Origin of the sequence: Agarivorans sp. DSG3-1 (assembly GCF_046774965.1) — a bacterium.
Lineage (GTDB): Bacteria > Pseudomonadota > Gammaproteobacteria > Enterobacterales > Celerinatantimonadaceae > Agarivorans.
In genome coordinates this window covers 3,507,362-3,520,271 of record NZ_CP177241.1, presented here as the reverse complement: position 1 = coordinate 3,520,271, position 12,910 = coordinate 3,507,362, and the positions used below count along the sequence as shown (strand labels likewise).

Sequence of the window (12,910 nt, the reverse complement as noted above, 5' to 3'; positions counted from 1 at the left end):
AGAAAAATACCTCTATAAAGAGTAGAATTGCCTCGAACTCCTATAGCATAGTTTGAGTATGAGCATTAACCCAAAAGCTAGTCAAAGAATCCAAACTGGTGGATGTGAAATCCATTGTCAAGATTGCAGCATTGCACAATTGTGTATTCCATTTTCTTTAAATGAAACTGAGCTAGATCGTTTAGACAGTATTATTGAGCGTAAAAAGCCTATTCAAAAAGGCGAAGAAATTTTTGCTGCTGGCGATAAACTTAAAAGCTTATACGCGATACGTTCAGGCACCATTAAGTCGTACACCATTACTGAACAAGGTGATGAGCAAATCACTGGTTTTCATTTAGCTGGCGATTTAGTTGGCTTCGACGCTATCAATAACCAAGTACACCCTAGTTTTGCACAAGCCCTTGAAACGTCGATGGTATGTGAAATCCCTTTTGATACGATGGATGATTTGTCGGCAAGTATGCCTAAACTTCGTCGCCAAATGATGCGTTTAATGAGCAACGAGATTGTCGCTGACCAAGAGATGATTTTGTTACTCAGTAAGAAAAATGCTGAAGAGCGTTTAGCCGCATTTATCTATGGTTTATCGCAGCGCTTCTCAGAGCGTGGTTTCTCTCCGAGAGAGTTTCGCCTTACCATGACGCGTGGTGATATCGGTAATTACTTAGGTTTAACAGTAGAAACTATTTCACGTTTGTTAGGCCGTTTCCAAAAAGCCGATATGATTGCGGTTAAAGGTAAGTATATTTCAATTACCGACCGCGAATCCCTTCGTCAGTTAGCTGGCGCTAAAGCTACCTAAGTGATTAATAACACTGACCTGATTTACATCAAGCTATGATAAAAAACTTGGGTCAGTGTTAACTAAGTCAGATTTATTCCTTCCAAATTGAGCTAAAGTTAAGTAGCTATTCCAGAACATTCTAGGAGCTGCTTTATGATTAAGTATCGTAATATTTTAGTGGTCATTGACCCCCTGCACGACACTCAGGCGGCTTTGTCTCGGGCTGTGTTTTTAGCACAGAAAGAAGACCAAGCAAAAATCAAAGCTCTACTCACCATTTATGACTTCTCTTACGAGATGACGTCAATGTTATCTGGCGAAGAGCGAGAAGCCATGCGCTCTGGCGTAATAGACGAACGTAAAGTCTGGTTGAACGAAGTTATCGCGGCAACAGATACCGCAGGCCTAGAGATAGAAATCAAGGTAGTGTGGAATAACCGACTCTATGAAAGTGTTATAGAAGAAGTTCTCGATTTTGGTCACGACCTTGTGGTTAAAGCCACCCACCCTCACCCTACACTGCAATCAATAATCTTTACCCCCAACGATTGGCACATTTTACGTAAGTGTCCAACACCAGTGCTAATGGTTAAAGACCATGATTGGCCAACAGCAGGTAAGATTGTTGCAGCGATTCACGCAGGAGCAGAGGACGAAGAGCACCACAAACTCAATGTGCGAATTGCTCAAGAAGCTAAGGATTTATGCCGGTTACTATCTGCCACTCCCCATATTGTTACAGCCTATCCCGCAGCCCCGGTAAATATTGCCATAGAACTGCCTGATTTCGACCCTCTCAAGTACAACAAAAATGTTATGGAATACCATAAAGAAGCCCTGAATAAATTTGTGGCTGAACAGTTTGGGCAAGAAGTCACTAGCCACCTCGAAGAAGGCTTACCCGATGATGTGATTCCCGAAGTGGCCAATGAGATTGGTGCAGATATAGTTATTTTGGGTACGTCTGGTCGAAGCGGTTTTAGCGCAGCATTAATAGGTAATACCGCTGAGCACGTTATTGATCAATTAGACTGCGATTTACTGGCATTGAAACCACAAAACTTTGTTAGTCCTTTCCAAAAATAGATCCGTTTAAGCTAAGGGAAAAGATTGCTTAAGCAAGGCGGGGTTATATAATAGCCCCGCTTTTTTATTGGGAACTCAAAATGTCAGTTACATCTAAACAACAATACAACCAAAACAAACTTCATAAGCGAATTCGTCGACATGTAGGCCAAGCGATAGCTGACTACAATATGATTGAAGAAGGCGATAAAGTAATGGTGTGTTTGTCTGGCGGTAAAGACAGTTACGCAATGTTAGACATTTTGCTGCATCTAAAAGCCCACGCACCAATAAGCTTTAACGTTATTGCCGTTAACCTTGACCAAAAACAACCTGGCTTCCCAGAGCATATTTTGCCTGAATACCTAGATAACTTAGGTATTGAATACCAAATTGTGCAAGAAGATACCTACTCAATTGTAAAAGACAAAATCCCTGAAGGTAAAACGACCTGTTCTTTATGTTCTCGTTTACGCCGCGGTATTTTGTACCGTACCGCTACCGAACTAGGCGCCACCAAAATTGCACTAGGCCACCATAGAGACGATATATTAGAAACCCTATTCTTAAACATGTTTCATGGCGGTAAACTAAAAACCATGCCACCTAAGTTAGTCAGTGACGATGGGAAACATGTCGTGATTCGTCCAATGGCCTACTGTAAAGAGGCCGATATGGAAAAATACGCTGAGGTAAAAGAATTCCCTATTATTCCGTGTAACCTTTGCGGCTCTCAAGAAAACCTGCAGCGTCAGGCAATTAAACAAATGTTGAATGACTGGGAAAAGCGTTTTCCAGGAAGAGTAGAATCAATGTTTAGATCGGTGCAAAACGTCGTGCCATCTCATTTACTCGATCACCAACAGTTTGACTTTAAATCTATTAACCGAGATAGCGGCATAATTGACGGCGGTGATATTGGTTTCGATGCACCTGAGTTAGAACCCCAGCAGACAATGAAAGAGACGACTGGGGTAGTTCAAATAGTAGAGCTTTAGTTCTTAAGAACTCACTGATAAGTGAGAAGGCCACAAAGATCTATTGCTTCTCATCATCTGTTGGAGCTCGTGTACGTAGGCTTCACCCCGTTCAGAATAGCTAGTAAGAAAACTTGCTAGCTCGATTGCGTCTATCTCGCCGCGTGTTCTAGCGATTTGGCGATGTTCTCTTAACGCTTGGTAGGCAGGATGACTGTTGAGGTTGTTCATATAGGCATTTACCGACTGATACACACTATCAAATTTACGTACCTCATGGTTGGCACCGTCAACACGGCTTAATGGTACTAAGCCACAACCTTTCTGGTAACACCATTGACCAAACAAATTATTTCCTTCTTTCGCAAATCTTGACGTTCCCCATGCTGACTCGTTAGCAGCTTGAGCTAACACTAAGGCAGGAGGCACAACGTCTATTTTGGTTAGTAGCTCAGTGATGATTTGCTTATCACCAAGGGTGGTATCAACCCGATAATCTTCAGCTAACTCAACTAAAATCTTGTGTTGTTTTTTGCTTAATTTGCTATTCGCTATCTTGCTATTGAAGGAAACCAGTTGATTACGTTGCTTAAGTATTTGCTGATTACTTGCTTTTATCAGTGGTAAAATGTATTGAGTAAATTGCTGCTTCTTTTGATTAACGTCGGTAAATTCTTCAAAAGCAGGTAGCGGTGCGTAACTAATGATGGGTGAAGTCTTTTTTGGTGTGTGATCGCAAGCGATGATAAGGCTTGAAAACAAGCCTATAAGTAAAAATTTATTCAAGTAGTTGCTCTTATTTCTGTGGTTAATTCTTGCAAGAAGTTAGGAACTAACTCACTCGCTGGGCCGTAATGACGCTCTGCGAATTCGCTTTGCATTTCAGAGGGCTCAAGATTGAGTTCAATGGTTCTTGCGTCATGGCTTGCAGCTTCATGAACAAAACCACCCGCCGGAAACACATGTCCCGAGGTACCAATGGCAATAAATATATCACAGTGATTAAGTCGATGGTAAATCTTGTCTAGGCCAATAGGCATTTCGCCAAACCACACAACATGCGGTCTTAGTCGAGTAGGAAACTGACAACATGTACACAATACCTCTGCACCTAAGTCGCCTTTCCAATTGGTGGTTTGATTAGACATTGGGCAGCGTGCCTTTAATAGCTCACCATGCATATGCAACACATTCTTGCTGCCGGCACGTTCGTGCAAGTCATCAATATTTTGGGTGATAACTAGTAGTTCTATATCATCTTGTTGCTCTAGCTCGGCAAGCGCGAAGTGCGCTGCATTTGGCTGAACCTTACTACTTTGAAGCTGTTGGCGACGCAGATTATAGAATTGATCGACAAAATCAGGAGCTCGTTGATAAGCCTCTGGAGTTGCGACATCTTCTACGCGATGCTTTTCCCACAAACCATCTGAATCACGGAAAGTTTGAATTCCTGATTCAGCAGAAACCCCTGCTCCGGTCAAAACAATCACATTTTTTTTCATATTCATCTTCTTTTGTTCAAAATCGAATAGAAAGCTCTATAAATATATATTAAGTCAGCATAAGTCCCCATTCTACTTAAGTTGTAATGTGACAAACATGGCTTAAAAGTTACTAACTGTTAACATTTTATCTAGAATGATTCTCGACAGAGCCACAAATATCTAGTTTGTCTGACCGCATAGTTAATCTAAATTAAACTTTTGCGACATATCTCGCTTTTGCTACTTTTAAGCTAACTAAATCAGGGAATTATCTGTAGCTGTGCTAATCTTGATCTAGCGCAAGAAAACGATAAAAAGCCTACGGATACTGCTGCTTGATACTATATTCAATTATATTGAATAGTTTTGCGCCAGTGGTCAGTTATTCGGCATTCTGTTGTGATTGCGGTGTTACAATAATGTTGACACCCAATATTTGAATGTTTATGTTGTTATTGGCTCTGGTTTTGGCTCTTGATTGAATATAGAGCCGTTCAACCCACAATATAAAGACAAACTGTACAGGGAAGAAAACATGTTAAAAAACACGCATATTAAAGCTGCGGTAGCTGCTGTAGCCTTAGCTTTCGCAGCAAATGCTAGCGCTGCTGATGGCACGTTAGACAACGTAAAAAGTAAAGGTTTCTTACAATGTGGCGTTAGTACCGGCTTGCCTGGTTTCTCAAACCCAGATGCTGACGGAAATTGGCAAGGTCTAGATGTAGACGTTTGTCGCGCAGTAGCCGCCGCCGTTCTAGGCGATGCTTCTAAAGTTAAATATACTCCCCTTACTGCAAAAGAGCGTTTCACTGCACTGCAGTCTGGTGAAATCGACATTCTTTCTCGTAACACTACTTGGACGCTAACCCGCGACAGTTCACTAGGTTTGAATTTTGCTGGTGTTAACTATTATGACGGCCAAGGCTTTATGGTTAGCAAAGAGCTCGGTGTGTCTTCAGCTAAAGAATTAGATGGCGCTGCAGTATGTATCCAATCTGGTACCACTACCGAACTAAACTTAGCGGATTACTTCCGTGAGCATGGTATGAAATACACGCCTGTAGTATTTGATACCTCAGACCAAACAGTAAAAGGTTTCGAAGCTGGCCGTTGTGATGTTTTAACCTCAGACCAATCGCAACTTTATGCACTGCGTATCAAACTAGCTAAGCCAGACAGCGCAATGGTATTGCCTGAAATTATTTCTAAAGAGCCTTTAGGTCCGGTTGTTCGTCAAGGCGATGATCAATGGCTAAACATTGTTAAATGGTCTTTATTCGCCATGATCAATGCAGAAGAATATGGCTTAAGCTCTGCAAACGCAGACGACATGCTTAAATCTACTAACCCTAACGTACGCCGTATCTTAGGTTTAGAAGGCCCTAAAGGTAAAGGTTTAGGCTTAGATGACAAATGGGGCTACAACATTGTTAAGCAAGTTGGTAGCTACGGCGAGTCTTTCGAGAAAAACGTAGGTACTAGCTCTCCGCTTGGTATCGCTCGTGGTGTTAACGCACTATGGAAAGACGGTGGTTTCCAATACGCTCCACCTATTCGTTAATTTCTACTCTTAAAAGAGCAGGGCTTGCCCTGCTCTCTTCCGTTTTAATCCTACACTACTAGGTTACATTATATGGCTGCCCATCCTTCCTCAAAGGATAACTCAGCAAATAGTCTTCGTAAGATCTGGTTTGATCCCAACGTAAGAGCGCTAGTTTTCCAAATTCTCGTTGTTATTGGTGTTATTGGTTTCTTTTTCTACATCATCAGTAACGCTCTTTTTAACTTAGAACAACGTGGTATTACGACCGGTTTTGGTTTTATGAACCAAACTGCAGGTTTCGGTATTATTCAGTCATTGGTCGAATATGACGAAAGTCACACGTTTGGGCGCACTTTTTTAGTTGGCTTGTTAAACACAATTCTAATATCTGTACTGGGTATTATATTTGCCACTATTCTTGGTTTCATTATGGGTATAGCACGCCTGTCGCAAAACTGGTTGGTTTCTAAAGTTGCCACCGTTTACATTGAAACTCTGCGTAACATTCCTTTACTTTTACAAATATTCTTTTGGTACTTTGCGGTACTTAGAGCACTGCCTAGTCCTAAGCAAAGTCTTAGCATTGGTGAAGCGGTGTTTTTGAACGTGCGTGGCCTTTACATGCCAGGGCCCATTATGGAGTCGGGCGCTAATATCGTTGTCATTAGTTTTATTTTGGCAATTATTGGCTCTTTTGTTTTAGCCAAGTGGGCTAAAAAGCGTCAAATGCTTACTGGTCAACCCTTCCCTATTTTTTCTGTTTCTGCAGCAATGATTATCTTGGTGCCTACGGTTGTATTCTTTTTAATGGGCTCGCCAATTGGCTTAGAGTACCCAGCATTAAAGGGCTTTAACTTCCGTGGTGGTATGGTAATTATTCCAGAGTTAGCCGCTTTATTAGTCGCTCTTACTTTTTACACCGCAGCTTTTATAGCAGAGATTGTTCGATCTGGTATTTTGGCCGTAAGTAAAGGTCAGAGTGAGGCGGCTGAGTCTTTAGGCTTAACCAGAACTCAAGCCTTAAAACTGGTGATTATTCCACAGGCAATGCGGGTGATTATTCCTCCGCTCACCAGCCAATATCTAAACTTAACCAAAAACTCATCGTTAGCTACAGCAATTGGTTATCCGGATTTAGTATCAGTATTTATGGGAACAACCTTAAATCAAACAGGTCAAGCGATTGAAGTTATTGCGCTAACCATGGCGGTTTATCTCACCATTAGTATTGCTACTTCAATCTTGATGAATATCTACAACAAGAAAATGGCTTTGGTGGAGCGTTAATATGTCAGTACATCAATTCAAACCTGATCTAGCGCCACCAAACCTCAGTGTTGGCTTTGTGGGCTGGTTAAAGAAAAATCTGTTTTCTTCTTGGCTTAATAGCCTATTTACCCTTTTCATCTTGTACTTAATTATTCCACCTTTAGCCTCGGCTATTCAGTGGGCGTTTTTGCAAGCCGATTGGATTGGGGATAGTCGAGAAGCTTGTACCAGTGACGGCGCATGTTGGGTATTCGTCGCAGACCGATTTTCTCAGTTAATCTACGGATTCTATCCTTCTGCTGAGCGCTGGAGAGTTGATTTGGTATTTGTTACCTTCTTGATTCTAATTGCAGCCTTGGTTTACGAGAAAACACCTCACAAACCTAAAATTGCATTATTCAGCTTGTTTATATACCCAATTATTGTGTTCTTCTTATTGTTAGGTGACTCCTTCGGTTTACCTAAAGTAGAAACCCATCAATGGGGTGGCTTAATGCTAACGCTAGTATTGGCTATCGTGGGTATTGTTGCAGCTCTTCCAATCGGTATTTTATTGGCTTTAGGTCGACGCTCTCATATGCCAATAGTACGAAGCTTTTGTACTATCTACATTGAGTTTTGGCGGGCTGTGCCTCTTATTACCGTATTGTTTATGGCATCGGTTATGTTACCGCTGTTTGTTGGCGCGGAAGTTGATTTCAACAAACTAGCTCGAGCGATGATTGGCATTATTATGTTCCAGTCAGCTTATATGGCAGAGGTAATTCGTGGTGGTTTACAAGCAATTCCTAAAGGTCAGTACGAGGCAGGTGAAGCGCTTAGCTTGAGTTACTGGCAATCTATGGGTTTAATTATTCTGCCACAAGCGTTAAAAATTACTATTCCGTCAATCGTTAATACCTTTATAGCCTTGTTTAAGGATACTAGTTTGGTACTGGTAATTGGGTTATTCGATTTATTGGCTATCGGTCAATCAGCTCTAGCTGACCCGGCTTGGCTTGGTTTTTCTACCGAAATGTATGTATTTATCGCTTTTGTTTTTTGGGTGTTCTGTTTCAGCATGTCTCGCTATTCGATCCATCTCGAGAAGAAACTACACACAGGACATTAATAAGGAAATTTTAAATGACTTCTAATCAAGCAAGCCCTGAGGTGGTAATTCAACTTAAGGGAATGAACAAATGGTACGGCGAGTTCCACGTACTTAAAGACTTAGACTTAACGGTAGCCAAAGGCGAAAAAATTGTTATCTGTGGCCCATCGGGCTCCGGCAAGTCAACAATGATTCGTTGTATTAACCGCCTAGAAGAACATCAAAAAGGCGACATAATTGTAAACGGTACTGAATTACAAAGTGATTTAAAAAGTATTGAATTAGTGCGAAGTGACGTAGGTATGTGTTTTCAACACTTCAACTTATTTCCACATCTCACGGTATTGCAAAACTGTTGTTTAGCGCCAATTTGGGTTAAAAAAATCCCCAAAGCAGAGGCCGAAGCAACTGCGATGAAATACTTAGAGCGAGTTAAAATTCCAGAACAAGCTGACAAGTACCCAGGTCAACTCTCTGGTGGTCAACAGCAGCGTGTAGCGATTGCTCGCAGTTTATGTATGAACCCATCTATCATGTTGTTTGATGAGCCAACTTCTGCTCTTGATCCTGAAATGGTAAGAGAAGTGTTAGATGTAATGGTGGAGTTAGCGAATGAAGGGATGACCATGCTTTGTGTAACCCACGAAATGGGCTTTGCTAAGCAGGTTGCAGATCGGGTTATCTTTATGGACAGAGGGGAAATTATTGAAGAGAACGAACCAGTTCAGTTCTTTGAGAACCCAAAATCTGATCGTACTAAACTATTCTTAAGCCAGATCTTAAATCACTAGTTAGTAAACAGATAAAAAGAAAGGAAGCCAATTGGCTTCCTTTTTTATTAACTGAACATTATTTTGGTTCGGCGTTCTCTACCCTACTCTTGAGCTTTTGCCCAGGACGAAAGGTGACTACTCGACGCGCAGAGATGGGGATATCTTCACCAGTTTTCGGGTTACGACCAGGGCGTTGATTTTTCTCCCTTAGATCAAAGTTTCCAAAACCTGAAATTTTGACTTGCTCCCCACTTTCCAAAGCCACCCGTATTTCTTCAAAAAACGCTTCTACAACTTCTTTAGACTCTCTTTTGCTAAAGCCTAAGTTTTCAAATAAATTTTCTGCCAGGTCAGCTTTAGTTAATGCCATAACTAGTCCCTCAAGGATGCGTCAAACTCTGAACGTAACGCCTCTACAATGGTATCAACTGTAGCGGCAATCTCTTTTTCTTCAAGGGTTCGGCTTTGTTCTTGCAGCGTTAAGCTAATCGCAATACTTTGCATATCGTCTGCAATGCCTTTCCCTTTGTATACATCGAATAAGTTTACGCCAACTAATTGATTTCCGCCAACTTTCTTAATGCAATTTAATAAATCTCCTGCATTAACTTGTTCTGATACTAATAAAGCAAGGTCGCGTCGGTTAGCTGGGAACTTAGAAACAGGCTTAGCATCTGGTAAGTTACGTTGGGTAACCGCTGCAAGTTCTAGCTCAAATACAAATACTTTACCACTTAAGCCAAAGGCTTTTAGATGTTGTGGATGCAATGCACCTACATACCCAACATGTTTACCATGACGCAATATGCTTGCAGATTGGCCAGGATGTAATGCAGGAATATTTACAGCTTCAAAGCTAAATGAATCAGCATCAGTGGTTTGTTGAATTAACGCTTCAACATCACCTTTGATATCAAAGAAATCTAATTCTCGCTCTGTGCTATTCCAAGCTTCTTGATTCGCTGTGCCACTAATCACGCCAGCCAACATTGCTGTTTGGCTTACATTGTTTTCAGCGTTTGTATCAGGAACAAAACGTAAACCCGACTCAAATACACGAACCCGAGCTTGCTGGCGTTTTTGGTTGTAAGACACGGTATCTAACAAGCCTGTCCACAAACTTAAACGCATTGCCGACATTTCCACAGAAATTGGGTGCGGTAAAATCATAGCATCTTGTTGTGGGTGCAATAGTTGCTGGCGTTTAGGGTCAACAAAACTGTAAGTAACCGCTTCTTGATAACCACGACCACACAACAACTGGCGCAACTTGCTTGCTGGTAACTCAACTTCTTTGTGTTGACTCATTTTTAAAGATGCCACAGGCGAAACATTTGGAATGTTGTTATATCCGAAAATTCGCGCAACCTCTTCAATTAGGTCTTCTTCAATCGCCATATCAAAACGGTAACTCGGTGCAGTTGCCTGCCAGCCTTGTTCCGTTTCGGTAACAGTCATACCTAAACGAGTAAGGATTTCGCTAACTTGATCTTTGGCAAACGAGTAACCAATCACTTTTTCTAAACGCGCATGGCGCAAAGTAATGGTTGCCGCTTGTGGAAGCTTAGCTTCATCACCAGACTCAACAATTGGGCCTACCTCGCCACCACAAATCTCGACCAATAACTGTGTAGCACGTTCCATTGCTTGAGTTTGCAATTGGAAATCGACCCCACGTTCGTAACGGTGAGATGAGTCAGTGTGTAAACCATATTGTCGGGCACGACCAGTAATAGCTAGTTTGCTAAAGAACGCACACTCCAAAAAGATGTCGCTGCTACTTTCAGTAACACCGGTTTTCTCACCACCAAAGATACCTGCCATTGCAATTGGACCGCTCTGGTCACAAATAGTAAGAGTATTATCTTTTAACTCAACTTCGTTACCATCTAGTAATACCAGCTTTTCGCCGTCATTTGCTAAACGCACATCAACTGAACCGTTTAGCTTTGCAAGATCAAAAGCATGCATTGGTTGACCTTGCTCTACCAGTACATAGTTAGTCACATCTACTACTGGATCGATAGATCGAATCCCACTGCGGCGCAAACGTTCTTGCATCCAAAGAGGTGTTGTTGCTTTTACATCGACACCTTTTATCACGCGTCCCAAGTAACGTGGACATTGCTCTGTCGCTTCAACGTTCACCGTAAACGTATCTTCAATACTTACTACAGCGTTTTGCCATTGTGGCTCTGCAACGTCCATTTGATTTAGCACGCCTACTTCGCGAGCCAAACCACGAAGGCTTAAACAATCGGCACGGTTGGGTGTTAAATCAACTTCAATAGTTACGTCATCTAACTGTAGGTAATCACGCAAATCAGTACCAATTGGCGCGTCACTTGGAAGCTCCATAATACCGTCGGACTCATCACTGATGCCTAGTTCACTGTAGGCACAAAGCATACCGTGAGAAGGTTGACCACGCAGTTTCGCTTTTTTGATTTGGAAATCGCCGGGTAATACTGCGCCAACTTGAGCTACCGCTACTTTTAAGCCTTGGCGGCAATTTGGGGCACCACAAACAATGTCTAATAGCTCGTCGCCACCAACATTGATTTTGGTTACGCGTAATTTGTCAGCATCAGGATGTTGACCACACTCAACCACTTCACCAATAACAACGCCGTTAAAACTAGACGCTACGGCTTCAATGCCGTCAACTTCTAGGCCAGCCATGGTGATTTGCTCAGACAACTCATCGCGTGAAATGCTAGGGTTAACCCATTCTCTTAGCCATGATTCACTAAATTTCATGTTAACTAACCCTTAATTAAATTGTTTTAAGAAACGTAAATCGTTTTCGAAGAATGAACGTAAATCGTTAACGCCGTAACGCAACATAGTTAAACGCTCTACACCCATACCAAAGGCAAAGCCGGTGTATTCTTCAGGATCAATGTTTACTGCACGTAATACATTTGGGTGTACCATGCCGCAACCAAGCACTTCTAACCAACCGTTTTTACCTAGAACATCCACCTCTGCAGAGGTTTCTGTAAACGGAAAATAAGACGGTCGAAAACGTACTTGTAAGTCATCTTCAAAGAAGTTTTGCAGGAAGTCATACAACACGCCCTTTAACTCTGTGAAATTTACGTTTTTATCAACCATCAAACCTTCCACCTGGTGGAACATTGGAGTGTGAGTTTGATCGTAATCGTTTCGGTAAACGCGGCCAGGAGAAATAATTCTAATCGGTGGCTTTTCAGTTTCCATGGTACGAATTTGCACACCCGAAGTTTGGGTACGCAATACTAAATCAGGATTAAAATAGAACGTATCGTGGTCGGCGCGAGCAGGATGATGCTCAGGAATATTTAATGCATCAAAGTTATGAAAGCCATCTTCGATTTCTGGCCCAGATTTAACTTGAAAGCCTAACTCTCCGAAGAACGTTTGAATGCGTTCAATAGTGCGAGTCACTGGGTGTAGACCACCTAGTTCATCACTGCGACCGGGCAAAGTAATATCAACGGTTTCGGCCGATAGCTTTGCATTAAGTTCTTGCTGTACTAGCAATTCACGTTTTGAATTTAACGCGTCTTGGATAACTTGTTTGGCCTGATTAATAAGCTGACCAGCTTGAGGACGTTCTTCTGGCGTTAATTTGCCAAGTCCTTGCAGCTGTTTAGTCATTAGTCCTTTTTTACCTAAGTATTCCACGCGAACGGCATCGAGTTCGTTAATCGCTGAAGCCGCTTCAATGTGAGTCTTAGCCTGATTGATTAGCGCATCAAGATCTAGCATGATTTCCTCATATTCCGCCAATGGGGGAAGGCTGATTTTCGTTTTAAATAAGACCGGAAATAGTACTTTAATGAACTGCTTATAGCTAGACTTGTTCCGGGAAAAGGTAGGTAGTATGGGTATTTTTTTGCAATAAAAAAAGGGAGCCTAAGCTCCCCTTTTACAA

The 12,910-nt window shown here is 41.9% G+C and carries 12 protein-coding genes; 7 read left to right on the top strand and 5 right to left on the bottom strand.

Annotated elements, in window-relative coordinates:
- Window positions 1–58 precede the first annotated feature (58 nt).
- The 3 genes from ACLD71_RS16285 (at window position 59) to ttcA (ending at window position 2,850) form a co-directional block, all read left to right on the top strand.
- Window positions 59–805 (top strand): FNR family transcription factor, encoded by a 747-nt coding sequence (locus ACLD71_RS16285; protein WP_137673202.1) that lies wholly within the window; start codon window positions 59–61, stop codon window positions 803–805.
- A gap of 135 nt (window positions 806–940) precedes the next feature.
- The gene (gene uspE, locus ACLD71_RS16280; RefSeq protein ID WP_137673203.1) at window positions 941–1,873 is read left to right on the top strand and encodes a universal stress protein UspE; all 933 of its coding nucleotides are present in this window, start codon (window positions 941–943) and stop codon (window positions 1,871–1,873) included.
- 80 nt (window positions 1,874–1,953) lie between these two features.
- A complete protein-coding gene (gene ttcA, locus ACLD71_RS16275; protein WP_411991356.1) occupies window positions 1,954–2,850 on the top strand; it encodes a tRNA 2-thiocytidine(32) synthetase TtcA in 897 nt (298 codons plus the stop codon).
- Window positions 2,851–2,853: 3 nt separating this feature from the next.
- Here ttcA and ACLD71_RS16270 read toward each other — a convergent pair whose 3' ends face one another.
- Window positions 2,854–3,615 carry a glucosaminidase domain-containing protein gene (locus ACLD71_RS16270; RefSeq protein WP_411991355.1) on the bottom strand — a complete coding sequence of 254 codons (762 nt, stop codon included), beginning with the start codon at window positions 3,613–3,615 and terminating at the stop codon, window positions 2,854–2,856.
- The gene (gene cobB / locus ACLD71_RS16265) at window positions 3,612–4,337 is read right to left on the bottom strand and encodes a Sir2 family NAD+-dependent deacetylase (protein WP_303509039.1); all 726 of its coding nucleotides are present in this window, start codon (window positions 4,335–4,337) and stop codon (window positions 3,612–3,614) included. Before cobB ends, ACLD71_RS16270 begins: the two co-directional genes overlap by 4 nt.
- Window positions 4,338–4,848: 511 nt before the next feature.
- Between cobB and ACLD71_RS16260 the strand changes: the two genes are divergently transcribed.
- The 4 genes from ACLD71_RS16260 to ACLD71_RS16245 all read left to right on the top strand — a co-directional run bounded on the left by ACLD71_RS16260 (window position 4,849) and on the right by ACLD71_RS16245 (window position 9,009).
- Window positions 4,849–5,874 (top strand): amino acid ABC transporter substrate-binding protein, encoded by a 1,026-nt coding sequence (locus tag ACLD71_RS16260; protein WP_137673207.1) that lies wholly within the window; start codon window positions 4,849–4,851, stop codon window positions 5,872–5,874.
- Between the two features lie 72 nt (window positions 5,875–5,946).
- Entirely contained in the window at window positions 5,947–7,143 is a 1,197-nt protein-coding gene (locus ACLD71_RS16255) for an amino acid ABC transporter permease (RefSeq protein WP_137673208.1), read from the top strand.
- 1 nt (window position 7,144) lies between these two features.
- Window positions 7,145–8,236: an amino acid ABC transporter permease gene (locus ACLD71_RS16250; RefSeq protein WP_137673209.1), complete on the top strand. Its 1,092-nt coding sequence runs from the start codon at window positions 7,145–7,147 to the stop codon at window positions 8,234–8,236.
- A 14-nt stretch (window positions 8,237–8,250) separates the two neighbouring features.
- Window positions 8,251–9,009 carry an amino acid ABC transporter ATP-binding protein gene (locus ACLD71_RS16245; RefSeq protein ID WP_137673210.1) on the top strand — a complete coding sequence of 253 codons (759 nt, stop codon included), beginning with the start codon at window positions 8,251–8,253 and terminating at the stop codon, window positions 9,007–9,009.
- A gap of 58 nt (window positions 9,010–9,067) precedes the next feature.
- Here the strand turns inward: ACLD71_RS16245 and ihfA are convergent, their stop codons facing one another.
- Genes ihfA through pheS form a run of 3 tightly spaced genes read right to left on the bottom strand, consistent with a single transcriptional unit; the run spans window position 9,068 to window position 12,744 of the window.
- Window positions 9,068–9,361 carry an integration host factor subunit alpha gene (gene ihfA / locus ACLD71_RS16240; RefSeq protein WP_016401503.1) on the bottom strand — a complete coding sequence of 98 codons (294 nt, stop codon included), beginning with the start codon at window positions 9,359–9,361 and terminating at the stop codon, window positions 9,068–9,070.
- A gap of 2 nt (window positions 9,362–9,363) precedes the next feature.
- Window positions 9,364–11,751 carry a phenylalanine--tRNA ligase subunit beta gene (gene pheT, locus ACLD71_RS16235; protein WP_411991354.1) on the bottom strand — a complete coding sequence of 796 codons (2,388 nt, stop codon included), beginning with the start codon at window positions 11,749–11,751 and terminating at the stop codon, window positions 9,364–9,366.
- A gap of 12 nt (window positions 11,752–11,763) precedes the next feature.
- A complete protein-coding gene (gene pheS, locus ACLD71_RS16230) occupies window positions 11,764–12,744 on the bottom strand; it encodes a phenylalanine--tRNA ligase subunit alpha (RefSeq protein ID WP_411991353.1) in 981 nt (326 codons plus the stop codon).
- Between the last annotated feature and the right edge of the window lie 166 nt (window positions 12,745–12,910).